At 57.6% G+C, this 25854-nt stretch carries 17 protein-coding genes and 1 pseudogene; 10 read left to right on the top strand and 8 right to left on the bottom strand.

Features of this window, described 5'->3' with window-relative positions; translation table 11 throughout:
• Positions 1-1082 precede the first annotated feature (1082 nt).
• On the top strand, positions 1083-1544 hold the full coding sequence (locus tag PQR67_RS13910) for a hypothetical protein (RefSeq protein WP_408459738.1): 462 nt from the start codon (positions 1083-1085) through the stop codon (positions 1542-1544).
• A 3-nt stretch (positions 1545-1547) separates the two neighbouring features.
• Positions 1548-2318 carry a nuclease-related domain-containing protein gene (locus tag PQR67_RS13915; protein ID WP_408459741.1) on the top strand — a complete coding sequence of 257 codons (771 nt, stop codon included), beginning with the start codon at positions 1548-1550 and terminating at the stop codon, positions 2316-2318.
• Here PQR67_RS13915 and PQR67_RS13920 read toward each other — a convergent pair.
• The 4 genes and pseudogenes from PQR67_RS13920 to PQR67_RS13935 all read right to left on the bottom strand — a co-directional run.
• Positions 2315-2781, bottom strand: a pseudogene (locus PQR67_RS13920) (glycosyl transferase); the annotation flags it as partial. The gene PQR67_RS13915 and the pseudogene PQR67_RS13920 overlap by 4 nt on opposite strands.
• A 1704-nt stretch (positions 2782-4485) precedes the next feature.
• The gene (locus PQR67_RS13925) at positions 4486-5157 is read right to left on the bottom strand and encodes a hypothetical protein (RefSeq protein ID WP_408459744.1); all 672 of its coding nucleotides are present in this window, start codon (positions 5155-5157) and stop codon (positions 4486-4488) included.
• A gap of 111 nt (positions 5158-5268) precedes the next feature.
• Positions 5269-5658, bottom strand: a complete 390-nt coding sequence (locus PQR67_RS13930) for a hypothetical protein (RefSeq protein ID WP_408459747.1) — start codon at positions 5656-5658, stop codon at positions 5269-5271.
• An 832-nt stretch (positions 5659-6490) separates the two neighbouring features.
• Positions 6491-7591, bottom strand: a complete 1101-nt coding sequence (locus PQR67_RS13935; RefSeq protein WP_408459750.1) for an MraY family glycosyltransferase — start codon at positions 7589-7591, stop codon at positions 6491-6493.
• Between the two features lie 269 nt (positions 7592-7860).
• On the opposite strand from PQR67_RS13935, the gene PQR67_RS13940 reads away from it, so the two are divergent.
• Together PQR67_RS13940 and PQR67_RS13945 are read left to right on the top strand one after the other, a co-directional pair.
• Complete coding sequence (locus PQR67_RS13940) at positions 7861-9507, top strand: methyl-accepting chemotaxis protein (protein WP_408459753.1); 1647 nt, start codon at positions 7861-7863, stop codon at positions 9505-9507.
• 581 nt (positions 9508-10088) lie between these two features.
• Positions 10089-11393 (top strand): beta-glucosidase, encoded by a 1305-nt coding sequence (locus PQR67_RS13945; RefSeq protein WP_408459756.1) that lies wholly within the window; start codon positions 10089-10091, stop codon positions 11391-11393.
• Between the two features lie 177 nt (positions 11394-11570).
• Here the strand turns inward: PQR67_RS13945 and PQR67_RS13950 are convergent, their stop codons facing one another.
• Positions 11571-12698, bottom strand: a complete 1128-nt coding sequence (locus PQR67_RS13950) for a glycosyltransferase family 2 protein (RefSeq protein WP_408459759.1) — start codon at positions 12696-12698, stop codon at positions 11571-11573.
• Positions 12699-12985: 287 nt separating this feature from the next.
• Here PQR67_RS13950 and PQR67_RS13955 point away from each other — a divergent pair, with 287 nt between their 5' ends.
• From PQR67_RS13955 to PQR67_RS13980, 6 genes are all read left to right on the top strand, one after another.
• Positions 12986-14053 carry a glycosyltransferase family 2 protein gene (locus tag PQR67_RS13955; RefSeq protein ID WP_408459762.1) on the top strand — a complete coding sequence of 356 codons (1068 nt, stop codon included), beginning with the start codon at positions 12986-12988 and terminating at the stop codon, positions 14051-14053.
• A 39-nt stretch (positions 14054-14092) separates the two neighbouring features.
• Positions 14093-15592, top strand: a complete 1500-nt coding sequence (locus tag PQR67_RS13960; RefSeq protein ID WP_408459765.1) for a N,N-dimethylformamidase beta subunit family domain-containing protein — start codon at positions 14093-14095, stop codon at positions 15590-15592.
• On the top strand, positions 15589-16842 hold the full coding sequence (locus PQR67_RS13965; protein ID WP_408459768.1) for an O-antigen ligase family protein: 1254 nt from the start codon (positions 15589-15591) through the stop codon (positions 16840-16842). Before PQR67_RS13960 ends, PQR67_RS13965 begins: the two co-directional genes overlap by 4 nt.
• Before the next feature lie 70 nt (positions 16843-16912).
• Positions 16913-18250 (top strand): cellulase family glycosylhydrolase, encoded by a 1338-nt coding sequence (locus PQR67_RS13970; RefSeq protein ID WP_408459770.1) that lies wholly within the window; start codon positions 16913-16915, stop codon positions 18248-18250.
• 122 nt (positions 18251-18372) lie between these two features.
• Positions 18373-20634 (top strand): polysaccharide biosynthesis tyrosine autokinase, encoded by a 2262-nt coding sequence (locus PQR67_RS13975; RefSeq protein ID WP_408459773.1) that lies wholly within the window; start codon positions 18373-18375, stop codon positions 20632-20634.
• A 26-nt stretch (positions 20635-20660) separates the two neighbouring features.
• Entirely contained in the window at positions 20661-22145 is a 1485-nt protein-coding gene (locus PQR67_RS13980) for an MOP flippase family protein (protein WP_408459776.1), read from the top strand.
• Here the strand turns inward: PQR67_RS13980 and PQR67_RS13985 are convergent.
• The 3 genes from PQR67_RS13985 to PQR67_RS13995 all read right to left on the bottom strand — a co-directional run bounded on the left by PQR67_RS13985 (position 22071) and on the right by PQR67_RS13995 (position 25638).
• On the bottom strand, positions 22071-23267 hold the full coding sequence (locus PQR67_RS13985; protein ID WP_408459779.1) for a glycosyltransferase: 1197 nt from the start codon (positions 23265-23267) through the stop codon (positions 22071-22073). The two genes, PQR67_RS13980 and PQR67_RS13985, sit on opposite strands and share 75 nt — an antisense overlap.
• Before the next feature lie 100 nt (positions 23268-23367).
• Complete coding sequence (locus PQR67_RS13990; protein WP_408459826.1) at positions 23368-24459, bottom strand: glycosyltransferase family 4 protein; 1092 nt, start codon at positions 24457-24459, stop codon at positions 23368-23370.
• A 33-nt stretch (positions 24460-24492) separates the two neighbouring features.
• The gene (locus PQR67_RS13995; RefSeq protein WP_408459781.1) at positions 24493-25638 is read right to left on the bottom strand and encodes a glycosyltransferase; all 1146 of its coding nucleotides are present in this window, start codon (positions 25636-25638) and stop codon (positions 24493-24495) included.
• Positions 25639-25854: the final 216 nt, after the last annotated feature.

A 25854-nucleotide genomic window follows, 5' to 3' on the forward strand; every position in this document is an offset into this window, starting at 1 on the left:
CCGAAAACGCTCAACTGAACGTTATCGACCCCTGAAATCCTCGCGAAGTCATCCTCTCCGCGTGCGCCAAGGGAAATATCGCCTGCTTCATGCGTCTCTCAGTGCTTTTGCGCTCAGCTAGATGGTCGTCTGAAGTACGGCGATTCGCGCGCCGGCCAGTAGGCCATTGGCGCGTGCTGCCGTGCGAAATCCCGGTCGTCGATGGTATGGCCGCAATGGGGGCAGTGTAGTTCTCCCGCATGGGTGGCGATGGCATGCGGCGGCAACTCTCTTTGAGGCGAAGAGACGACCGGCGGACGTCGCGCAATCAACTGCTCCCTTCGCTCGCGCACACCACGTTTCATCGACCAAGCTATTCCTAGAAATATTGCATTGAGTCCAAATAACGGCCATGCGATATCCACGCTAGTCTCCCGTTGTTTCGGTGTATTCAGCATAGCATGCTCACCTTGAGCGGCAAGCTTGCCAGTTTCAATGGCGTCAGCGTATATTTATGCGTGCGTCTCCGATGCATCGACCGCGGATTGCCATAGCAGCCCATATTTTTTCGACCCGACCCAGCCTGCCCGCAGGGCCGTTGTCACTACGCCTCCATTTCATATTGGACAGCGTACGCGGCTCTCCGATGCAGTGAGCTCTAGCGCCTGTTCTTTTTTGGCTATCGTTTTTCTTTGTTTCACTTGCGCAGTTCTGACGATCGTCCCCATCGAGGTGACACGTAGCGTCGGCTGCCTCAACTCCACCTTTGACTGCGTCCCGATGGCCGCTAGCCATCGCCTGCACATTTCCTTGTCCGTGGCGCGCGCGGCCCGATAAACAGCGCACTCAAAACGGCAGCGCGCTCGCTCGCGCCGCTGAACGCCGCTGGGTGCCCAAGCCGCATCGACCAAGTCACGGTTTCGATACAAGGAAAACATACATGTACGCTCTTTACGACTGCCGGTACGTGATTGCCCGCAGCAGTCTGCCATTTGAATTTATGGCGGGAATTCCGCAGGCTCGCTCGAGGTCGAGTCACCTCGACGTATGATCGGCGCACTGGTGCCAAGGATCCGGTGCCGACGGAAACACAATGTCGGCGGGTGGCAGAGGTATTGGCGGGATTCGAGGTGCTGCGCGCCGGCGGATATGCGTTACATACGCCGCGAAACTTCTCTGGCAAGCATTTGCGGTTTCTCATCAGTGTTTGGTCCGTGCAGCAGCTGACATCTCAGGAGGTGGCCGAGAGGCTCGAGCATTGGCGCCAGTTTTTATTGTGGATCAGAAAGCGCGTGCTCATTGCCCTGCTCAATATGACTCTTGTCACAGATGCATCGAGTGTCCAAGATGAATATCTCCGATGCTCGCATGCGGCTACCTATTCGCGACCGGACATTCCCGTGCTCACGCGTGATAAGGCAATGGAGGCCATCATGGAGCACCGGGGCAACCTGCGCAAGGCGGCCCGCGCGCTGGGGACAACCAAGCATTCCGTATGTGAGGCCCTCAGAGAAGGTCGTCCACAAGACAGGCAGCTTGTTCCGGGGCTCACGATCCTGACCTGACGCTTGACTTCTCCTGGCACTCGATACGCTGGTTTCACCTACGTCAATAAAGGAGAAACCAGCATGCTGATTCAGACAGTCTTCGGGCTCGCGGCCGCGTTGTTCTGCGCGTATCTAAGCCTCAGCGATAAACGTTTGCCTAATGACGACCCTTCGAAGGGGCGGCCGACCTCTTCCCGGAAGCGGGGGGAGGAGGGCGAGAGGCAGGTGTCAGCCGAGTTGCGGCGGCACCTCGCGCGCTTGTGCGGCGACGACTGGTTAGTACTGGACGGTCTTATTCTGATTCACGCGCCGGGGAGCACGTTTCCGACCGCTGAAATAGATCATCTGGCGATCACGCCCTTCGGAATTTTCGTGATCGAAACGAAGCATTGGACCGGTGTCGTGACACATGGCCAAACCGATGAGACGCTGGCGCTAACGACGGTTGATGGTCAGCGGCTCCTGCGCACGTCGCCAATCCGGCAGAACGCGGCAAAGGTGCGGTTTCTGCGCGACTTGCTCCCACCTCGCCTTTGGATCGTCGAAGGGCTAGGTGTCTTTTCGCATGAAGCGGCAATGGTAGCTCCCACGCTTCCAGCGGCGCTGCTCGAGCGTAGCGAACTTTACCGGCACCTGAGGGTGCGCCAGCAGCAGTTTGCGCGTACCGGGACGGGGCGCCTACCCATTCGCACGATTGCCGACGTGATCCTGCAACATGCAGATACGCGTCCGGAAGCCCTCGCTGAGCACCGGAGACGCATACAGGAGGCCCGCGCGCGCGGACAAGGCTAAGCCAGACCTAACGCTGCTGATATGGGGAGGGATAAACCGCGCTCGCCGCCTTTCCTTCCCACCATCATCCATTCAGGCGACCTGAACCGCGCACTACTCACATACGGCCAGACATTCGCAACCGCAAACACCACCAAAAAGCGATTGCGGACGTATGTCGCCAGAACGACGTCGCCGGCACAAACGCAATCAGACAGAGTAATCAGAAACAGGCTGACGTCAGTCTGTTCTGCCCGGTCATTCATGCGCAGTCCGCGTGCCCACTGCTTGGCGCATCAGCCGCATACAACCAGCATATGCAGATGACGCTGTCGGGAATCCCCGACGACATCTGGCGAATAAACTTCTTCCAGTCGATCGAGAAGCACGTCTCGACGATCGGACATACGAAGAGCAGCACCGGATGTCACGCGGATACGTCGCGATTGCGTACGACCAGCACGATCGACAGTTGGGTAAGCATGAGCGATGCCGCTACGCCGGACAGTGGCTCATGCGTCTGCTGGCGGAACTCGTGCGGACGACTCCGCTGCCGTGTTTGCGCAAGCCTTTGCGGCGTTGGTCAACGCCCGTCCATTCCCCTCCCCGATGGCCACAGCAGCGCTCCCGCACTTTCTGCGGCATACGGCGCGCCTCGCCGTCAAACTGACCGCTGGGACAAGACTCACTGCAGCCAGCATTTTCTCAGCCGGTCGGGACGTGTGCTGGGGGGGCACGGCCCTGAACACCCGGCAGGTAGCGACGTCGTGATTCGTTGCTTACCGCGGTTGAGTGATCGACCGGGCTACGGTTTTCCGGGCTCGATGCCAAATTGCAGTTCTTTATATTCCGTGCGACGGTCGAACGACCGAGCTGTCTTGACTTCTCTTTGATCTCGGCAAGATGAAATCACCGAAAGCGATTTCATTGAGCCATGCACTCCAAAACACTGTATTGCCGGCGTCCCGGCGTGAGCGAAGGTTACGCGGAACGCAGAGGCGGTCATAAGGACATTTGCGACAACCCTCCCGATGGCGTTCGCAGCAACATCCGCAATTCTGGGCGCGTCGCAGCTTTACCGCCTGGCTGGGTTTTCATTCGAGCTCGTGGTGCGTCTGGCTGTGCGTTGCTTAATCCGGCTTCGAGCCAGTCGGAGGGCGTCCTCCGATGAAGCCGAAAGCAACGATTGCGCATGAACAACATCGACGGAAGCGGCCCGCGGCGCTCGCTGACACTGAAATAGCGCATCTCGAAACGGTGGTCTGTTACTTGGTCGACAGTCGCGTGGGCGATGCTTCGGAATACTTCGGCCCATCATATTGGCTCACTCGCATCGCAGGCATCGGTGAGCAGTTTCATCTCCTGCCTGCTCAGCAGCGACGTCTCACCGCGTTGCGGACAATGCTTGTGGGCGCAGCATCGTCAAAACCGGCGGCGTGTCCGCATAAGTGCCGCGTATGTGGCCAGTGATATCCGGCAATCCCGTCCGGTGTCTGATTCGCAACTTTGGCAACCACGCGGGGCAAGATCATTGCAGTCTTGCGGATCTCGGCCTTGAATTTGTCGGGCATGATCGATGGGGTTCCCAGCCGCACCCGCTCTCCACGAAAACTGCGGATGTACTGGGCTCAGCAAGACTCCCGGCTGTTCGGAAAGCTGCGCAGCGCCAATCGTCTTGGCCGGCGCATTGACTCAGGTCTTTTGTTACCGGGCTAGGCTTCTTGAGTTAAGTATTTTGGTACCTGTCAGACTGGTGGCGGCACAGACTTATGACCAGGCGGCTCAGCATGGCAACAGTACGGGAATTGACCGAAGCGGTCGGCGAGCGGCACGTATGAGCATTGCGAGTAGTGAGTGGTTCTAGTCATGAATCGCAACATGGAACAGCGCGAAGTGAAATCCTCCACAGGCGATTCAGCTCGAACCCGCCGTCAAAAGCTCCGCAATCTTAGGAAGCATTTGGGCTTAAGGCGGTGAGCCGGCTCGTTTGACCCGCCCGGTTCAGCAGAGCCGAGAAAACTATGGTTGTCAGGCGCTTAAAGCTCGCGCCGACGAGAAAGCTGTCTGATTTCGTGCCTCTTTCCCTAAGCAGCGCGATCGGGCGGTCGGAACAACAGTGTCATGCCTCACCAAAGCGAAAGTTCCCTTGCTAGGTGGTCGCTTGGAACGCTGAGACAGTTCCTTCCTCTCAGTCGTCCTCCTCCACAGGTTCTGGACGGGAGCCCGTGACTAGTCGGCAGCCAATCCGTAGGCGCTCACCGATTGCGTGGATGTCGAAGGACTGATTCCCATCCCAGGCGCGCTCACGTCTCACGCGAAAGAAGTGATGGAGCTCGCTTAGCTTGAGCATTGATGTTGAGACGCCGAATCCGAGGTCGCAAAGTTCATCGTCGATGATGGCGATGGTTTCAATCGGACACCGAAAGTCGGCAAGCAGCGCGCTGAGGAAGTGAACTGCGGGTGCAGATTGCGCGACTGGACATGCGTAAATCTTTGATTCGCCGGTTGCCGTCTCGATGCGCACAGTGTTTGCATCGCTACCCCGACGTACCCGTCCCGAGCACGGTACATCTCGGACAATAAATACTCCAAAGCTAGTCAAGACGACGCAGTCAGCCGTGATCGTCCGGCCTGCGAATCCGTCAATCGTCAAGACCGTGAACTCTTCGTAGATGGCGTAGTGCTCGCCCGATAGGGGAACGAGTATGCTGTGTAGTTTTTGCGAAAATTCAAGGAATTTCCGACGACGTTGCGTTACAACGCGCAGTTTCTTGAATCGGTTCGGATAACCGATGGTTGCCTGGGTCGGGATAAAAATGTACGCAGGGTTATGGGCGCGTGCGGGCAATTTTTCGGTCATGCTGAGGCCTTAAGTCCTATTCAAGTGGAGATTTCGGTTTTGACCTGTCTGTGTGTCGGCATCGGCTATCGTAGCATCGGCTCGGGCGACGCTACGCCTGAAATGGAGACCCTATCCGTTCGCCTTTTCTCGTAAGTCGGGGGCACTTGCCGTCAGGCGGCACTGGCTTGCTGCAATCAGTTGGCCGACACGAGGATCGCGCGGCGTCAGCAAGTCCGCGCCGACCAAACAGTTCACGCCGGTGCGGGATGCAAGCATCACGGATGCGCTTGTCCCGTATGTGAAGGCAGAAGCGCGGATATCTTCGAGTACGTCAGCGATGTCGGTGGCGACGATACTACGGATCGCCGGGGCGCCCAGGTTGGGTATAGGCTTTTTGGGGATCGCGTGGCTCGCCAGCGAGATCGATAATTGATCCGCTGCGTTGGTGTGAACGGCGATCGAAATCTGCCAGTGCGCGTGCTGCGCTGAGCATACGCGAGCTTTCGCTTTTTTCTGCATCGAAGACGCAGTGGCGTATGAATTGCACGTGCAAGCATCGTTGCTTCGTCAGGCGTTCTGCTTTTTATTCAACGGGTTAGGGCGGCTACCCGGACAGCACGTGTCTGAACCGGTTCAGACACCGTTTTACCCTTCGGTATTTATCCGGCGGAACTGCGCGCGAAACGGGCGTTTTGCCACGCGCAAGGTAAGAAAGCGGTATGGGGCGTTTGCAGGATCTGGAGAAAAGTGCGCCGGGAAAAGGCGCGCCGTGAGTTTGCTACCACGCCGCTCTTGGCCACTTGTCGCGCCTTGGTCTAGCGTGCCCTGGTGTGTCTTATGGAGGGGTTGATGTTCCCGAGACCAAGGGGCAAGGCCGGGCGGAAGCTTTCTACCAACGATGCGCACACGGGTCCCGCGCCGCAAAGGTCCCCGATTTGCCAGAGCTTTCCGGGTTAGCTGTCTGAACCGGCTAAATCGTCGTCCGGTCATCGGTGCGATGGGCAAGATGTTCTCGCCTTCGTATGCGGTGCTTGATCGCGCACAGTTATCCGTACGGTTCCTGTTGCGGACTGGTTCCTTTTCCATGAAGCGGTAGCGTTGTCTCCCCCGCTTCCAGCGGCGCTGCTCGAGCGTAGCGAACTTCACCGGCACCTGAGGGTATGCCAGCACCGTTGGCGCGCACCGAGACAAGGCGTCTGCATGTCGCACGATCATCGACATGATCCTGCGACATGCAGACACGCGCTCCGACGCCCTCGTTGAGCACCTGCGACGCATACAGGAGGTCCGCGCGCGCAGACAAGGCTGATCCGGCCCTAACGCTGCTGATATGGGGAGGGGTGAGCCGCGCTCACCGCTTGCCCTTCCTCACCACCATCCACCTCGGCGACTTGAATCGCACGATGCTCATATAGAGCCAAACGTACGTTGCCGCAAACACCACCACGAAGCAGAACAGATGCAGCGTATGCCGCCAGAACAGCGTTGCCGGTACGACTGCGATCAGACATAGCAACCACAGATACGGCGACGTCAGCGAGTTCCGCCGCGTCAGTTCGCGAGCGGTACGCGTGCCGACCGCCCAGCGCATCAACCGCTTATAGACCAGCATATGCAGATGCACGCCATCAGGAATTCCCGGCGACATCCCGCGAACAAATTTCTTCCGGTAGATCGAGAAGCAGGTCTCGAAGATCGGGTACATGAAAAGCAGCACGGGATACCACGCCGACACATCGCGATTGCGCATCACAAGCATGATTGACAGCTCGGCGAGCATGAAACCGATGAAATACGCGCCACCGTCGCCAAGGAAAATCAGCCCCGCCGGAAAATTCCAGATGAAGAAGCCAAGCACCGCGCCCATCATCATGAACGATGCCGACAGCACGATCGGATCGGATACCTGGAACGCCACATAAGCGAGTGAGGCGAACATCATGAACGCGACCATCGATGCGAGGCCGTTGAAGCCGTCGATGATATTGATTGCGTTGGCAAGCGCCGCGACGGCCAGCACGGTGACCGCGCAGGAGATCACCGCATACGAGAGCAGAAAGTCGAGCGGCGGCACGCTGATGCGCGTGACTGCGATATCCAGCAGGAAATAGGCAAGGGCCGCTGCCGCCATCGTGCAGACGAGCCGCGCGAGCGGCGACACCCGCTTGGTCAGATCCTCGACGAGGCCCGAGCCGAACGCCGGCATGCCGCACGCAATCAGCCCCAGAATACCGCCCGACACGGCGGGATAAGCATGGTGCAACTGCACCGCGGACGCGATCAATCCGATCAGAATCCCGGCGCCGCCAATGCGCGGTACCGGGCGCACATGGAATTTCTGCACACCGGCCAGATCGGAATCGGTGGAGAATTTTTCATGCAGATGCGCATAGCGCACGATCAACAGCGTGATCAGCAGTGAAACGAGGAAGCCGAGCGCGAAACTAAGCATGAAAGTGGGCCTGAGCGAAGACGCCGAATTATACAAATGAAACGCATACCGTCCTGAAAAGCAGGGTTTGCTCCGATTATGCGGAAAATCCCAGATAGTGAGGCTTTAACCGCCCGCAAACCCATGCCCGTCATGGATTTCACCTATTTAACGAGGTCTGCGGAACGCCGTTAACCTGGATGCGGCGAAGTGTAAGTTGCAGGCAAAAAAGATGATTGCCGGCACATCGTGGGGTTCGCCGCCGCTCAATAGGACGTTCCGGAGACCCAATGCTCAATAACATCACCATTCGTGGCGGCCTGACGCTCGTCATCAGCGTGTTCGTTGCTTTCCTGCTGATCGTGATCGGCGTCGGCTACGGTGCATTGAAGCTCGCGAATAGCAGCCTCGATGAAACGCAGCACAGCGCCGTGGCACTGTCGCATCTGAAGGCAAGCTCCGAGAAGCTGCTGCAGGTGCAACTCGCACTCGGCTCCTATCAGACGCTCTTCAGCGTCGGCAAGCAAACGGACGACTTGTTGCCGGCCGCGCATAAGGTGCTGGTCGAATCGAACAAGGACTTTGGCAACTACATGGCGGGCCCGTTTGCGAGCGAGGGCGAGAACAAGCTCGCGCAGGCCGTCGAGCAGGCACGCAGCGCGCTCGTCGATAAAGCGATCGAGCCGGAGTTCAAGGCGCTGAACGACTTCGACTTCAACACCTTCCGCAACATCCAGGGTGAAACGGCGAACGCCTTTTACGCGACCTATTCGAAGTCCATCGACGCTCTCCAGCGCCTGCAAATGGACAGTCAGCGCAAGCAGGCCGAGACGGCGGCGCAGCGCTTCCAGATGGCCACGCTGCTGTTCGCCGGCATTGGCGCGATTGCCATCGTGATTGGCGTGATGGCGCGGATCGGTTTATCGGCGGCGGTGATTAAACCGGTCAACGTGACCATCAAACATTTCGAGCGGATAGCCGGCGGCGACCTGACGATCGCCATCAAAAGCAACTCGCGCAACGAGATGGGCCAGTTGCTCGGCGCGTTGACGAAGATGCGCGACGGTCTCGTCGAGACGGTGGCCAAGGTGCGCGGTAGTACGACGGCGATTACTCAAGGCGCAAACGAGATTGCCGCGGGTAATGCCGACCTGTCGTCACGCACTGAGCAGCAAGCTGCTGCACTTCAGCAAACCGCGGCAAGCATGGAGCAGCTTTCGGCGACGGTGAAGCAGAACGCGGATAATGCGAAGCAGGCCAACCGATTGGCGCAGGGTGCGTTGGACACGGTGACGCGTGGTGGCGCTGTGGTGTCGCGTGTTACCGAGACGATGGATGGGATCAGCGAGTCGTCGAGGAAGGTCGCCGAGATCATCGGCATGATCGAAGGAATCGCGTTTCAGACCAACATCCTTGCCTTGAATGCGGCCGTCGAAGCGGCTCGTGCGGGAGAGCAGGGGCGCGGCTTTGCGGTCGTTGCCTCGGAAGTGCGTAGCCTTGCACAGCGATCCGGCTCGGCGGCGAAAGAGATCAAGGAGTTGATCGGCGAATCGGCTGCCAAGGTAGAGCAGGGGGCATCGCTCGTGTCCGACGCGCAGAAGACGATTCACGAAGCCATGGATGCGGTTCAACGCGTCACAGGCGTCATGAATGAGATCGAAGCGTCGGCGCACGAACAGAGCGATGGGATCGAACAGGTCAATAAGGCGGTCTCACAGATAGACGAAGTCACACAGCACAATGCGGCACTCGTCGAAGAGGCTGCGGCGGCGGCCAAATCACTGGAAGAGCATGCGGTTGCATTGCGTGATGCAGTCGCGGTGTTCCGACTCGACGATGCATCAGTGATGACAGGCGGTGAGGTCGCATTGAATGGATTTCATAGCAGAAGAGATCCGTCTGCACTGCATAACGTCTTACCTCTTCAGACTACCTGAGCTATTGAGACAGTCGTTCTCCGGTACACCCGCGTGGTGCCGTTGAACGACTATTTTTCACGACCTCGCCCAGGTGATTTTCCTTCGTTAGCAGCTCGACACATGATGTTCTCGCGGCAGAAATCGAGCGAGCGGCGTATATAGCTCTCCTTTTTATATTATTAATATAAAAGTGAAAGTTACCGGTTAATTGTCAGACGTTACACGTTGTTACGGTTCAAAACTCGTTAAAAACGTTTCATCTGTGTAACATTGCCTCACCTTATCGGACAGAACAAAGGAACGTTCTGCCTAGGCGGTACGCATGTTGTGAAGTTGCGCCCGGTTTGTCGGGGTGCACAGGCCGTCCTGCCTTCTTTTCATCCTGATCCAGTCGCCAATGGCTTCCTACGAGGACGCCCGGGTGAACTTTTTCCTGGTTCAGGGCCGTTAAAAGCTCAGATGTCACGAAGATGAAACTACGAACCTTACTTAATTATTCAATCTATTTAGTTATGCCAATTTTTTCGGCATGTGGTGGCGGCAGCGGAGGGAGTGACCCTACAAACGTTGCTGCCAACGCCGTTGATCCGGTATCCGTTGTGAACGTCGCCAAGCATCCGGCGTCAGTTAGCGGCACCGCGATTCCCCCGTCCACCTCGATCAACGATTCGTCGGGCGCAGTCTGGTCGGTGAAGAGTGGCGTGGCCTATCGGGCAGGTCAGAAAGCTGGCTTTACGATGAATGTCACGTTGCTGCTCTGGTACGCCGGCAAGATGTATCAGGAAAACGTCGACAACCAATGGTGGGTCTGGCAGAACAGCAACTGGGTGGCATCGGCTGATCCGCGTCCGGCCTCTACCTCCGGTTCCACGTCGGGCTCTACTTCGGGTTCCACCTCCGGTTCCTCCGCTGCGTCGGGCACGCCTGCGACAACCACTCCTCCCGCGACCTCTGCAGCGATCCCGTTCTTCGGCGTCAACGAGCACTACAACTACGGCGGCATTTACACGTCGATCCCGCTCGCCACTCAAGCTGCAACGCTTTCGGATCTCGGCATGGTGGGGAATCGCCAGGATATTCACACCTACGACCAGCTCGACGCTGTCGCGAACACGGTGATACCTGGCATGGGCTCGAAGATAACGGTCCTGCCAATGATCGACGCGTACCCGTGGGATGACCCGTCGCTGAACGGTCAGACGCCGACTGAGGCGAGCGCTTACGCCTACGCTTACTCGATGGCGGCTTACGCAGCGACCAAGTTCAAGGGTATCCCGGCAGTCGAATTCGGCAACGAATACGATCTCGATAGCCACAACCAACCGGTGGCTAACGACGGCGCCAATGTCTCGGACTACGACAACACCACGTGGCCAATCTGGCGCGGGGCGCTGCGCGGTTACTACGACGGCTGGCGTTCGGTCGATACGGCCGGCACGACGAAGGTCATTGCCACCGCTTCATCGGGCTTCCTGCATCTGGGCTGGTATCAGGGCATGCTGACCGGCACCCAGCCGGACGGCACGACGGGACACCCTGTTGTGAAGACCGACATCATTCAGTTGCACTGGTACTCTGACGGTGGCGATCCTGAGAACACGTGGGGCGTGACGGGTACGAACTACAACGTTCTCAAGTCCCTGCACACCGCGTACAACCTCCCGATCATGTTCACCGAGATCGGCATCAACACCGACTTCTCCACCGCGCAGGCGCAGACGTATATCAACAAGACGATTCCTGAACTCGTCGCGGCCAAGGCTACGTACAACGTGATCGGTTTCAACTGGTACGAACTGTACGACGACCCAACCGGAAACTACGGGATTATGACGAGTAGCGCGGCCCAGAAGCCAATCTACGCAACGCTTAAAGCGGCGATCGCAGCGTCGCCGGTGCAATAAGCAAGTGAATGACCCGGTTGCGCATGACACGCTCAACCAGCTCGGATGATGCGACACGTGAGGCATGGTCTCGTGCATCATCTGAGCTGTTTCGTGCAGGCATAGCGGCCGATCTCCAATCCGATGGACAGTGTCCCGGATTGGAGATCGGCCGCAGTTTTACGTGTTGAAAAATTTTTAGCGTTCGGAGAAGCGCCGAACGAAGCTGTAGAAAATTCTCGGATGTATTTTGAGCAGGCACATCACGAAGGACAACTTCGGACGGCTATCCGCATACATGCGGTAAAGGTGCTGAGGATGCAATCTCTCGGCAACGGTCTGCAGGATCGGGCTGGCCAGCCGATACGTCGGTGCCCTCATCGCTACCTGAAAAGCGACCGTTCTAAAGCCATAGATGTATTTCAGCCTGAAAAGACGTCGCTCGCGGTTCTGGATCGGGAGCGACGCGGTGGTCTTCTCCACGAGGTCCATGATCGCGAAAAGATCGAGAATCTTTGGATTGAACCGGGTCGAAATCCCGCTATCGCGAAGCACATAGAAATACAGGCGATCCGGGATCAGGCGGACGGTCTTCGATCTGCCCAAGGTCTGGACCGACACACATATGTCTTCGTAAATGAGTCCACTCGGATGGTGGACGCCGACAAAGATCGAGCGCCGCACGAGCTTGTTCCAGCAGTACGCCTGCAACGACAGATCCATGATCCGCTCAACCGCCTCGACGCCGCTGATAACCTTGTCGTCGCTGTCAATCTGATAGTTCACCGTGCCATTGGGGTTGACGTTGGTCGCGGCGAAAATCACAACATCCGCATCATGCTTCACCGCCTCCTCGATGACTCGCTCTATCAGATCGGGATGAACGTAGTCGTCGCTGTCAACGCATAGGACATAGTCGCCCGTGGCCTCCATGGCGGCAATCCGGCGCGTTTCGGCTAACCCCTGATTGCGCTCGTTCGTCACCAGCTTCCACGCCACTTTGTTCTGCGAACTCAGAACGCGTGCCGCAATTTCGCCGGACTGGTCCGGGCTGCAGTCGTCGACGGCAATAATTTCAAAGTCTGTACACGTCTGCGACAAAAGCGACATGAGGCAAGCTTCAACGTAAGGCTCGACGTTGTAGATAGGCAGCAGAACGCTTACTTTTGGAACTGGCATCGGCGAGGTTTCCAGATTGAGGTGTCGGACCGTCATTGCTATGACATAAGCGTGTAAGCCAGCTTTCTTGTTTGCACACTTGCCCGAACATTTTTCGACTGGATGACGGTAGCGAGCCGGTGTTTTCGGGTCGGTGCGATATGTCACATTTCCCGTTCGGTGTGCTGTCTTGATGAATCAGCGGGAATCGAAATTCTCGCGGAAATGCCTGAAACGCCCATGTCGCAAGTCTTGACGAGAGAACTGCGTCAATTGTCTGCACTTTGCACCCGTGATCGCCTGATCCCGCCGTCGCGCATGTGGTCCGGCATTGTGTGTTTCCGAACGTACGATATCGTCGCCGCACCGCAATATGCAGGCGTACAGGGGGCGTACCGAACTTCGCGTGGTCCGCGCAAACGAATCAACGTCGATCTTGAAGGCTCACCCATCCTATGAAACCTGTGGATAGACGCAGCGGCGAGACAATTTTGTCAGTGGTCATTCCGGCCTTTAACGTCGAGCACTATATCGGCGTTGCACTCAAATCGGCCCTCGCTCAACCGAGATCTCAGGAGATCGAGTTGATTGTGGTCGACGATGGCTCGACGGACGGCACGTTGAAGCAGATTCTTCAGGTCAAGGAAAGCGCGAGCGGGCACAACATCACGGTGATTCATCAGGAAAACCAGGGCGTGAGCGCTGCCCGCAATGCAGGCATTGCGCGCGCCAAATCCCGTTACATCGGCTTTCTCGATTCCGATGACGAATGGGCGGCGAATTTTTCGGATGTCGTCATGCCGTTGCTCGATGCAGACACCGCGGACATCATCGAATTCAATGTCGGGATGGTGGACCCAAAAGGCCGCGTCGTCGGTGAGTTGAAAATGGTGGACGATGCTACGGCGGGCCTACGGAGTAACAGTATGGTGGCGCTGCTGGAGTTCGCGCGCATTTGCCAGGTGCATTCCGGCTCGCGGGTCTATCGACGCGAGTTGTGGGACGGTGTCGAGTTCCCGGTTGGTCGCGTGTATGAAGACTCTTTTGCCATTCCGCTGGTGTACCGGCGCGCTCGTACCCTGTACGGCCTTCGCGACAATCTCTACTACTACCGTCGGCGTGCAGGGAGCATCACGCAGACCACAACCCTCTTCTCCGTCGAATGCGTTGCGCACTTTGCGGCGGATGCCCTGGAAAAGAGCGAGACGGAAGAAGAGAGAGTTTACTGGCTCGCATTGTTCAGAAAGTTTTTCGCCAACCAGTGCTTCCTCGCTTCTCGTGTCGACGCATCCGCACTTCCCGAAGCCATGAAGCTCGTCGAGGCGAGCGCCGCGCAGTATCGGGCCTTCGCCGTAAAACACAAGGAGCGGTTGCCTGCGTTGCGCTTTCGCACACAGATATCGGTCAACCGTCGCGTGTTTCAGGTGAAGGGGTTGATAAAGCGCACGCTGGGCCTGGAGTTGCGGCCACCTGTAGCAGCGCCGAGCCGTGTCGATTCAGGTGGTGTGGACAATCTTCCTTGAACCGGCAACCGACAAGTGACTATTCGAGGCGCACGAAGCATGCAACTCTACCCACTTCAAACATCCTTTACTGCCGGGGAGCCACTCGACCTGGCGGTGCAACCGCGTAGCCGGTTCTCTGTCGCAATCTATCAGCAGCAGGATGATGAATCGTTGATCAGCGTAAGCGGGGTGATCGCGGCCGGAACGCGGGATGTCACAGTAAGGCTGATCAACGGCAACTACGTATTCGAGTCGTCGCGTGAGCGCAAGCCGGTTCGATTCGATAGTGACTGGAACTGGCCGACGATCACAGTGAGGCCGGAGATTGACGCGCTGGAGAGCGGGGCGTATGCCGCGATTGCGTACGAAGTCGGGTCGAACGGCGAACCGTTGACGGATCTGGGGCGTCGTTGCGCTGCACGACTGCCGGTTTTCGCCGGCCCGCCGGACAGCGACAGTATGGCGCTCATCGTCATCCGGCCGCGCTCGCCGGTCGCATCAATCGCGTATATCGTTCCGATCGCCACGTACCATGCATACAATTCGATGGGCGGAGGCTGCTTCTACGGCGACCCGGTTTACCGCACACATCCTGCACGAAAGGTGAGTCTCCTCCGGCCGGGCGGCGGCCTCGGCATTCAAATCGGCCACGCCGAAGATCCGTATGACAAGCGCTCGCCCCGGCAGCATTTCACGCATTGGGACGCGAAGTTTATCCGCTGGCTACGCACTCATCATTTCGCATGTGACTTCTATACGGACGTGGACCTGCATCGTGGGACGGATCTCGATCTGACTCAGTATCGCTGCATGCTCAGCGTGGGTCACCACGAATACTGGACTCAGGAGATGCGCGACCATGTTGCGCGCTTCATTGCCGGCGGCGGCAATCTGGCCGTGTTCAGCGGGAACACCTGCTACCGGCCGATCGATTTCGGCGCGAGTGGGGATGTGCAAAACATCAAGGAAATGAATCGGCTCGCCGATCAATGGCCGGATTTCAACGAGAGCAATCTGATCGGCCTGAGTTATGGCTACGGCGGCGGGTCGTATGGTATCTGGAGTCGGTTCAGGCGTAAATGGGTCAAAACTGGACGCGAGCCGATCGGCTTCACCGTGCAGCGCGCGGACCATTGGGCATTCGCCGGTACCCATGTCAAAGATGGGCAAACTTTCGGTGCGGAAGATCATCTGGTCGGCTATGAGGCCGACGGCGTGCCGCCCATTCCGAACGGCTTCGTTACGCTCGCTAATACGTCACAGCTTGCAGGCTGGGAGGTTGGCGGCGCCGGTGCGATGGGCGTGTTTAAGCCGGATCTGGGTGGTGGGGCGAATCAAGGGACGGTGTTCAATTGTGGTACGACAGATTGGCCGCGGATTCTGGGCGATAACGGCGCCAGCAGTCACGCGATCGTTTCGCAGATTACCCACAACGTGATTCACACGTTCTCAGACGTCACCACTCATGACGTCTCACGGGAAGCCTCGGCGCCGCATGATTCATTGGCCTCCGGACGCGGCGAACATCGAACGCCAATTGATGCCGGGAGCACATGATGGGCGCGCTCTGGGTGTTGACCTTCTTCATCGGTGTGGTGGGCGATGTCATGTCGGGGGCGATTCGTTACTACACGTCGCTGGCGGGCGCGCCACAAGCCATCTATTTGCCTAAGTTGATGATGGCTGTCTGCATCGTGCTCATCATTTCGCATCGACCTAAGGTGAGCCACCTGCTGATCCTGTTGTACCTCGGCATGCAGGCATGCGTGTCGCTTTTCAATGGCGTTGGTGCGGGTGCGGTCGCCTTCTGGGGTTGGACCGTGTTGCCGATGTTTTTCGCCCTGTTGGCCCCGCCTGAAGCGCTCGAGATCCTTGGTCGGCCGCGCGTCCGGGCGGCATTCCTGGTTGTCGCCGTGGTCTGCATGGTCGGCGTACTGGTCAATTTTCTCGGCTATTTCATGCCGTTGCCATGGGTGGGGGCGAGCACGGTGGTGGACGGCACGGCTGTGCACGTCACGAACTCGAACTTCGTTGGGGAAACGCCGCGTTTGCCAGGATTCGGGCGCGATAGCGCCGCGACCGGGCTCATGATCGGTTTGCTGTCGACATGGCTGCTACCCAGATTCCGGTCGCTCACGTTCGCGACGATGATGCTCGTGATAGCCGGACTCTCTATCTGGGCAACGACCAACAAGACATCGCTGGTGGCGCTTGCAATTGTGCTGGGCATAGAGCGCTTCGGGAAACTCGACACGATCAGGCGAGCCGCTATCTGGGCAGCGGCCTCGGCGCTCCTGCTGCCGCTCGCGTCGTTTGCGATAACGGCGGCGATCAACCACTCGATGATCGGCGGCGGCGCGCTTTCGTCGTTCCAGGATCGATTCGAGAATACATGGCCGCTTTTGCTGCAGGGCATGCTCCGGGAAAATCTGATCTGGCTGGGAATCGGTCCAGGCGGGTTCGGCGCGGCGACTACCTACTATCACGAGAACTTCGGCTTCAACGTTGGCTATGCGGACAACATTGCGTTGTATGCAATCGCAAACTTTGGCGCATTTGGCGTGATTATCTTCTCCATTCTGTTGGCAAGACTACTGTTCTTTAGTGAATCCAAGGATAGGCTTGCATGGACGATGCTGTTGTTCCTGTTGATCAGCGGCATTACCACGGACATCTTTGAATCGCTTGGTTGCCTGCTGTTCTTTGGCGTCGCAGCGAAATCGCTATGGCTAAACACGGAAGAACAACGCTTCCGTTTGAATCCTCGTTTGATGATGTCAGTCAGGGAAAGAAAGTCGACGCTGTGACGTGGTAGTCGTGGCAGATCCAATATTGGCGACGCGGGGTATACCCACTGTGCCGCCTTGGGGGCTGTAGATGAAGGTTCAGCGAAACAGGAGATTCGGTCGAATCGCCGTCGCGGGGTGCGTGGGCCTGGTCCTTGCGCTCGCGGGGGCACTGACTATTCGCGCCCTTGCAACGCCGGCAACCCCGCTGGTTGTTCTGGACGGAACGGCACAGTCGGACGCCAGGCCCTACGTCGATCTGCCGTCGTTCGCAGCAGCGCGGGCCAACACCGGCGTAGCGATTCACGACATCAAAGACACGCGACTGCTGGATGCGGTAAGCGATGTGGGTTTCTCATTCGTTCGCACGGATTTGTTCTGGGAAGCGGTTCAAGCACCTGATGGGTGGCATTTTGGCGAGTTCGACACACTGGTATCCAACCTCGCGCAGAGAAAATTAGGTGCGCTTTTTATCCTCGGCTACAAGCACTACGTGTTCAGCCCGGATCAGCCGCCAACCACAACGCGTCAGCTTGCCGCGTTTTACACCTATGTTTACCAGTCCGTGCATCGTTACAGCGGTGCCGACGTCAGGTTTGAAGTATGGAATGAAGAGAACGACGAGATGTACTGGCTCGCCAAGCCCTCTCCATCGCAGTATCGGAATCTGTTGGTGACAGCAGTGAAGGCGGCCCGGGCAGCCAATCCGAAGGTGATTATTGCCTCGGGAGGGGTGCAGGAAATGGACCTCAGGTTCGTTCGATCGGTTGGTGACATTGCCACTGTGACTGAACGTGGTCCGGACGCGATCAGTGTGCATGCGTATCGTCAGGAATATCCGGAGTCCGTATTTTCGGATTACAGAACGCTGCGTGAAGACTTGTCCGGCTATAAGAATGCTCCCGCAATCTGGACGACGGAGTGGTCTTATCCGAGTTACGGCTACGTTTACGTCGCCAGGATCGGAGACGGTCATTCGCCAAAGGCGCTGGCACTTCAGGCCAAGTACACGGTGCGGCGGTTCCTGGTCGACTGGATAGCGGGTGTTGGGCTCACGGCCTATTACGACATGCGCGACGACGGTAAAGATCCGATGAATCGGGAACACAACTTTGGTCTGCTGGATGCGAACAATAACAAACTGCCGGCCTATGACGCATCGAAGTATCTGTTTTCGTTTACGGCAAACACGGCAAGCGCGAAGTACTTTATCGACGAGAACGACAAGTACGTCGTCCTCAGGTTAGCGACCACGGCCGGTGCGCTCAAATATGTGGTCTGGTCTTATGGCGACGGAAATGCACTGAACTTGGACGCTTCGCATTTGCCCGGACATGCGACGATCACCGACATGTTTGGACGGGTTTTATCCGCGAAAGGCGTGCTTGCAATTCCCGAAACGCGTGGCCCGATTTTCATCACGGTTTAAACGGTAGCGCCCCCTATGTGGTGTGGCGGGAAAGTTTTTCAGTAGTTGCAGATGAGCCTATTCGATAGCTGGAAGCTTGTGCTCCAACGGGTTCCCCTTCGTCCTTTATCGCGGGAAATGAAATGAGTTCATTCATCGGACAATCGGCAGTGGGTGTTATTCCAGCCCAAAACGACGGGCTAACCGGTCTTTGGCGAAACATTGCCCGGCACAAGTTGCTGTTCGCGGCGATCTTCGGCACCTGTTGCTTTGCGGGCGGCCTGTACATTCTGCTGGCGACGCCACAATACCGCTCTGACGCATTGCTGCGAGTACAGATCAAACCAGGCGCATCAGTCAGCGCGTTGTCCGACGTATCGGGAACGACGTCGGCGGATCAATCTGCGGACGATGAGACCGACGTGCTGACGTCGCGGACCATCGTCGGCGAAGCGATCACGGAAACGGGAGCCGATATTAGCGTGCAGACGGAAAGTCACTTTCCGTTGATTGGCCGCTACCTTGCATCCCGTCATGCGGCCGCCACCGAGTTGTCGCCGCCGTTCCTGGGGTTGAGTGGCTATGCCTGGGGCGGTGAACGGCTGAAACCCGGCATCTTCGAGGTGCCGGGCGCTGCGTTGGGTGACAAGTTTCGCGTGGTGACGGGTGAAGCGGGTAGTTGGACCCTATACGACAAGGACAGCCATCAGCTTGCGCAAGGCCGCGTTGGACAGACCGTGCCGTTCCAGGTCACGACCGATGACGGGACCGCACCGGGGCAATTGAGAATCGACGTATTGCGCGCGCGGCCGGGCGTGGAGTTCACGCTGTCCAAGGTGTCCATGCAAACGGCTTACGAGAACGTCAGCAATCAGTTGAAGACGACTGTTTCCAGCCAGAATTCGTCGGTGCGGGATTCGTCGATGATGAGATTGAGCTACCAATCCAGTTCGCCCATCACCGCGCAGCTGATGGTCAACGCGATCGTGCAGGCGTTCGTCAAACGCAATATCGACGATCGTGCCGCCCAGGCACGCCTGAAGCTGGAAACTCTGCGCGCGCACCTGCCTCAACTGGAGGCGGACATGCATGATGCGGAATACCGCTTTAGCGATTTCCGTACGCAGCATCAAGCGATCGACATGGAGCAGCAAGGCGCGGCGCTCATTTCGACCAAGACCGCGCTGGCCGAAAGACAGCGGGCCTTGCAACTCGATCTCGACGACAAGCAGCAGACCTTCGGTCAAGACAGCCCGATCATTCGGGGATTGGGTCAACAATTAGCTCAGATCAAGCTCGATCTTGCGAAAAACACCGACGAGGTAAAGAACCTGCCGGCTACGCAGCGCGAGTATGTGAGGTTATCCAGTGACTCCGGCATCAAAAAGCAGCTTTACACCGGCGTGCTGGCCAACGTGAATCAACTCGAAGTGGCGGCGGCGAGTACCGCATCCGGTGTAAGCATCCTGGACTGGGCAATCGCATCGGAGAAGCCCTCGTGGCCGCGCAAGACGATCATTCTGCTCGGTTCGATCCTTGCCGGATTGTTCGGCGGCACACTGGCCGTTCATCTCGTGTCGCTCAATCGAAAGGAACTCCGTACGCCGCAGGAAATTAACACCGTTTCGGACTTGCCGCGCCTGGCTGTTGTCGCTCGGTCCAAGGCCCAGCTTCGCGGTGTTGCCGATTCGCGTGGCCGTCCCGACGAGCCAGTGAAGTTGTTGGCCGTGAGTAGCCCAGGCGATCCGAGCGTTGAAGCATTACGCGCATTGCCGAGCAGCGTGAGAGCCCTGCTCGCCGGAAACGCGAACGGACTGACGAACAAGGTGGTTCTGTTTACCGGCCCAACTCAAGGCGTTGGCAAAAGCTTTGTTTCGTCTAATTTTGCCTATCTGCTTTCGCAGACTGCAGCATCGGTCCTTCTGATAGACGGCGACATGCGGCAAGGCAAGTTGAGCCGTCTCTGGGCGGATCAGGACAGGCCCGGACTCGCGGAGGTAATCAAGGGAACGGCGCAACTCGACGATGCGATTGTGCGCAACGAGGGGTCCCATCTGTCGATTCTGGGCGCAGGCGAAGCCTATCCATCGAATCCCGCGGAGCTTCTCAGCAGTCCCGCCTTCCGCGACATGCTGACCACGCTGCGTGAGCGCTACGATTTCGTGGTGATCGACTCGCCTCCTGTTCTGCCTGTAAGCGATGCTGTATCGATCGCGGCACAAGGTTGCGACCTGGTGCTGCTCGTGTCGCGCGCCGACTACACCGGTTCCCGTCAGGTCGAAGAAGCGCTTCAGCGGCTGGCGAACGTCGGTGCGAAAGTGGGGGGGCATATTTTCAACGGCTTTCTTCCCTCGCGATATGGTGAACGCGATGACTACGCGCTGAACGGCGCCCGCCGCTATTAAGCGCATCCCGGACCGCAAGGAAAATAATGTCATTACGTGAGAAGGCGATTTCGGGGGCAAAGTGGTCGGCGGCATCAATGATCTCGATCGTCAGCGTCCAGTTCCTGCAGGTGGCGATACTGGCGCACCTGCTGAAGCCGGGCCAGCTCGGTTTGGCGAGCATGGTTTCACTGGTGACGACGCTTGCCGATATGTTTCTCGATATGGGCTTGAGTACGGCGATCGTACAGCGCAAGAATGTGGTCGCGAATGAGCTTTCATCGCTGTACTGGCTCAATGTACTGTTTGGTGCGGTGCTAGGCGGAATTCTGCTCGCCGGCAGCGGATTGGCCGCGTGGTTTTTTTCGGAGCCCGAACTGAAGACACTGGTCGCCCTCGCTGCACTGATGTTCTTCGTTTCACCCCATGGCTTGCTGTATCAGTCGCTGATGGCGCGTGAACTGATGTTCGACATGCTGTCCAAGATCGAGGTCGCGTCGAGCATGGTGTTATTCATCACGACGCTTGTCGCCGCGTTGCGGGGCTATGGTGCTTACTCGCCGGTTATCGGCGCACTAACCGCCGCGGTGTGCCGCGTGGTGTTGCTCAACCTCAACGGGCGCAAGCTGCACAAACCCGGATTGCACTTCAGGTTGTCGGAGACGAGGTCGTATCTCAGCTTCGGCGTCTTCCAGGCTATGGATTCGATGGTGAACTACCTGAACTCCAATTTTGGCGGCATCGTCGCGGGCCGGGCGTTAGGTGCGGCGACGCTTGGCGGCTATAACCTGGCGCTCAATTGCGCCGTCAATTTTCCGGCGAGACTCAATCCATTCTTTACACGCGTACTCTTTCCCGTCTTCTCGATCATCCAGGACGACACGGCAAAGCTTCGTCAAAACTATTACAAACTGACCGGCTTTATCGCGATGTTCAACTTTCCATTAGTGTTCGGGCTCATGGTCGTGGCGCCGGATTTTGTCGTGTGCATGTTCGGTGAAAAGTGGCTCTGGGCTACCCCGGTATTGAGAGTGCTTTGCCTCGTTGGCGCATTTCGCTGCCTCGGCAATCCGGTTGCGTCGCTGATGATGGCGACGGCGAACATTCGCGTGAGTTTCTGGTTCAACCTGATGAAGACGGTGGCGATGTTGCCCGCCATTATCATTGGCGCCTATCTGGGCGGCGCGCTGGGCGTTGCGATTGCGCTTTTCACGGTCGAAGCAATGACGATCCTGCCGATGTACCAGTTCATGCTAAAGCGCGTGCTCGGTCCGAGTTCCGGAGAGTTTCTCAATGCGTGCTTCGTACCGTTGAGAATGACGATGCCGATGGTGGCAAGCGTTCTGATCGCGTCGGAACTGCTTGACGCCTCTTCAACAGGACATGTCTTGAGGCTGATTGCCGAAGTTTCGCTTGGCGCAGCGGTTTTCGGCGTAACGTTTTTGCTTGACCGATCGCTACTTTGTGCCGAGATCAGAGGGATTGTGTTTAAGATGGTCCGTAAAGCAGCGTTGCGGCACGGTCTGCAGTAGTACGCGCTGTACTTGAGCGTCGAACGCATCGCGAGAAAACCGCAGGCGAAAAGAATCAGTCAGCTCGTCGAGCGGATAGGTTCGCGCGGAGAATATTTTTTCGACGAACGCGTCATGGTCGTGAGCGGGAAACAGCAATGCCTCAGGCAGGTACGATCCGAGTGCCGGTACTTGCGATGCGACGATAGGGCGACCTGCCAGAATGGCCTCGATCATGACGAGCGGCACACCTTCATAGGCCGAAGGCAGCACGATGACGTCGCTGGCCACGATATAAGGCAGGACGTCGGATTGCGGACCGATGATCCTGACGCATCGGGACAGGATCTCGCTACCTCGTACGGCTTGCCGTAATTTCCCCGCGTCCGGGCCGTCACCGACGATAAGCACCAGCGTATCGACAAACGCATCCGGATTCCGTTCTATGGCAGCGAGCAGGAAGTTTTGCCGCTTATGCTGAAAGTGAATCCGGCCAATGTGCGCGCAAATAAACTTTCCACTCTGCGGCAAAGAAAGCACGCTGCGTGCCGCGTCGCGCGTGAGGGCAGTGTTGCTGAACTTGTCGTCGACACAGTTTTCGAGGATCGAGACAGGTGTTCCTGGCGCCAGTTTCAGGAGTTTTCCGCGCAGATGATCATTGAGCGTGATGTACTGCTGCGGTAGCTGGTACAGCACGCGTTTAACGAGCGATTTGATGCGCTCCGTCGCGGGCGCGCCGGCTTGTGCATCGTCATCGACCAATGGGATGTAGCTGACGGCTGTCGTTCGCGTCAAGCGCGCGGCGAGCAAGCCGGCGAGGGCAGACACGATGGTTCCCTGGGCAATGACAAGCTTCGACAGATGAAGCGTGCGCAATAGGGCAGCCGTTCGCCATGTCGCCGACAACAGCGCAAGAGGGTTGCGGTGAATCAACTCGGAGGTGAAGGGCAAGGAGATAGTCGTGACCTGACGATGCCGCCCGGCGATGTTTTTCGCAAAGGCGGACATAGGTTCATTCCCGGTCGGCACGAGAATGTGGAGGCTGACAATGCCCGGGCACTTTACAAGTGCGAGAACAAGCCGCTTGAGCATTTCCTCGTGGCCACCGTTGACGCCCGAATCGCAATAGATGCCTAACCTCACTGATGCTCCCCTTTACGATGGAATATGACCTGCGAGTGCACCTACAGCCTGAACCCTGATCCGGAAAGCCGGCACGGGTTGCGAGACAGAATTGCGAAACTCACGCCTTGCGCCGGGATCGATCGATTACTTGCGAGAGCATCTCGGCGCTCGTACCCCAACGATACTTGGCGGCGTGCGCATGACCTCGCTCTATCAACGTCGCCCTCAGTTCAGGTGAGCGGAGTAGGGTGCGCAACTGGTCGGCAATATCTTCTGACGAGTAGGGGTCGCAATAGAGCGCTGCGTCCCCACAGGTTTCCGGTAATGCTGTCGACCGGCCCACGATAACCGGGCAGCCGCTTCGCATTGCCTCGAGTGGCGGGATGCCGAATCCCTCATAGATCGACGGATAGACGAAGCATTGTGCGTGCTGATACAGCGCCTTGAGCTTCTCGTCACTGATGTATCCCACTGCCTTGACGTTGGGCGCAACGCCTTGAACATCCTCGACATTGCCAAATACGCTGGCGTTCTTCATCCCCACGATCACCAGATCGATCGTCGGATCGCCGAGTTGGCGGAAGGCTTCCAATATCCGGCCAAAGTTCTTGGTGGGATTCCTGCTGCTGACCGCGAGCACGAAACGCTTCGATACCAAACCGTGTTCATGCAATACGCTGACATCGGGTGTGATTGCGTCCAGATGATCCGCGCCAAGCGGAACCACGCTGATTCGCGCTGCCGGCACGCCGCAATGAAGCGCGAGACGCTGTCTCGAGAAGTTCGAATTGGTGACCACGCAACTCGACGTTCGCGCAAGAATCCAGAACATCAGCTTGTACCATGCCCGAAAGCGCCACGAGAAATGAGCGGGTGTATCGAACACGGCCGCGTCGTGCATATAGATAACCTGATTGAAGCGGAAGATCGAAGCCGAGTTGCTGAGATTGACAATGCAATGCCGGCCGGCAAACAGGGGGAGAACGAGTTGCTCCCAGAACACGCCGTTTCCAAATCCGATCTTGACTGTGTTTGTACTCCCCCCCACGGACTGAAGCCCTTGTTGTGGCGGAACGACGACGGTGACTTCGCCGTTGTCGGGCAAATGGCCAAGCGCGGCGATCAGCTCACGTGCCACGCGCTGTACGCCGGTCGTCTTCTGTGTGGCGAACCGACCGTTGTAGATGAACGTTGGGGTAGCTGGGACCATATTCTTCACACCGTTGTCTCCCGGAAGCCAGATTTAGCGATTGACTTCATAAGGAAGCGCGATGTCGGCAATCAAGGGTTCTTTGCTGCCGGCCCGCTCGTCGGCAAGACCGTAAAGCTGTTGCCATTCCCGAAAGATCGCGTCCATGGAAAAGCGCGCCATGGCCCGTTTTCTGGCGTTGGCCCCCATTTGCTGCCTGAGCGTCCAGTTGTCGCGAAGCAGAGCAACGTAGATCGCCATTTCCTCGGCATTTGACGCAACAAAGCCGGTCACGCCGTGAATAACGACATCGCGATTGCCGACCACGTTGGTGACAACTGCGGGAATACCCGCGACCTGTGCTTCGATTAGCGCGAGCGGCATGCCTTCCCAGCGGGAGGTCTGCACATAGACGTCCAGTTCGGACATCAACTCCAATGCGCGCTCACGGGTCACCCAACCACTGCACGTGACGGCATCGTCCTGGTAACGCTCCGGCACATCTTCTGCGTTTCCACCTATCCAGACAAAGCTGACCGTGGGGTCCTGAAGTTCATTCGCAAGTTGAATGAACACTTCGTGGTTCTTCTGGAAGGACGCGCGTCCTGTCATGCCGATCACGACCTTACTGTCGCTTCGCTGGCAGTGCACCGGGATTTCGCTAACGTCGACCCCGTTCTCGATCATGATCGCTGCGCGTGCGTGAACTCTGCCCTTGATTTCATGCAACTCACTGCGCGAGCATGCGACGATCGTTCCGCCGATGTAGTTGGCGAGGCGCTCAAAGCTCAAATAAGCAAACTGCTTCGTGGCCGACACATCGCGCCGCAGGAAGGCGGGACCGTGCGGCGAATACAGTACCTTGGCGTGAGGGGACGCGATCTTGGCCGCGGCGCGCCCGAGCGCGCCTGCTTTCGACGAATGGAGATGGATGACTTCGGGATTGCGGTCGCGCAGGTTCTGAACCAACGCGCGCAGGCTCGACCAGTCTTTCTTGAAGCTGATCTCCCTGCACATCGCGACATACGTCATTTTGACCTTCGGATGAAACAGACGCGCGAAATCGTGAGGCGTTTCCCGCCGCAATGAATAAATGACTGAAACATTTGCCCCGGCCTCCGCGGCACGATTGGAAAGCTCGACTAGCATCGACAGAACCCCCCCTCCGAAGGCTTCCGTGATATGAACGATGTCTTTCATGTGTCTGTTCCCGTGGGCGAGATTCTGGTAGGCGTGATGGGACGGTTCAGCTAGATGGAGGTACCCCTGCGGTTTGATCTTGTCTTCACAGCGCCAATGTCTCTGTGTGATAGCGCACACTGAAAATGCATATATAAATAGGCCTGCGAAATGATTAAGAAGGCATTCTCAATATGGTAGGAATGAACTAGGTCCTATCCGCAAAAAGAATGCGAA

This window comes from Paraburkholderia fungorum (assembly GCF_046026025.1).
Classification (GTDB): domain Bacteria; phylum Pseudomonadota; class Gammaproteobacteria; order Burkholderiales; family Burkholderiaceae; genus Paraburkholderia; species Paraburkholderia fungorum_E.

Excerpts from the sequence above, each read along its gene's own strand:
- PQR67_RS13995 (WP_408459781.1), bottom strand. The coding sequence starts at position 25,638 with ATGAAAGACATCGTTCATATCACGGAAGCCTTCGGAGGGGGGGTTCTG.
- PQR67_RS13960 (WP_408459765.1), top strand. The coding sequence starts at position 14,093 with ATGCAACTCTACCCACTTCAAACATCCTTTACTGCCGGGGAGCCACTC.
- PQR67_RS13965 (WP_408459768.1), top strand. The coding sequence starts at position 15,589 with ATGATGGGCGCGCTCTGGGTGTTGACCTTCTTCATCGGTGTGGTGGGC.
- PQR67_RS13930 (WP_408459747.1), bottom strand. The coding sequence starts at position 5,658 with ATGCAGAAAAAAGCGAAAGCTCGCGTATGCTCAGCGCAGCACGCGCAC.
- PQR67_RS13975 (WP_408459773.1), top strand. The coding sequence starts at position 18,373 with ATGAGTTCATTCATCGGACAATCGGCAGTGGGTGTTATTCCAGCCCAA.
- PQR67_RS13955 (WP_408459762.1), top strand. The coding sequence starts at position 12,986 with ATGAAACCTGTGGATAGACGCAGCGGCGAGACAATTTTGTCAGTGGTC.
- PQR67_RS13935 (WP_408459750.1), bottom strand. The coding sequence starts at position 7,591 with ATGCTTAGTTTCGCGCTCGGCTTCCTCGTTTCACTGCTGATCACGCTG.
- PQR67_RS13925 (WP_408459744.1), bottom strand. The coding sequence starts at position 5,157 with ATGACCGAAAAATTGCCCGCACGCGCCCATAACCCTGCGTACATTTTT.
- PQR67_RS13940 (WP_408459753.1), top strand. The coding sequence starts at position 7,861 with ATGCTCAATAACATCACCATTCGTGGCGGCCTGACGCTCGTCATCAGC.
- PQR67_RS13980 (WP_408459776.1), top strand. The coding sequence starts at position 20,661 with ATGTCATTACGTGAGAAGGCGATTTCGGGGGCAAAGTGGTCGGCGGCA.
- PQR67_RS13970 (WP_408459770.1), top strand. The coding sequence starts at position 16,913 with ATGAAGGTTCAGCGAAACAGGAGATTCGGTCGAATCGCCGTCGCGGGG.
- PQR67_RS13990 (WP_408459826.1), bottom strand. The coding sequence starts at position 24,459 with ATGGTCCCAGCTACCCCAACGTTCATCTACAACGGTCGGTTCGCCACA.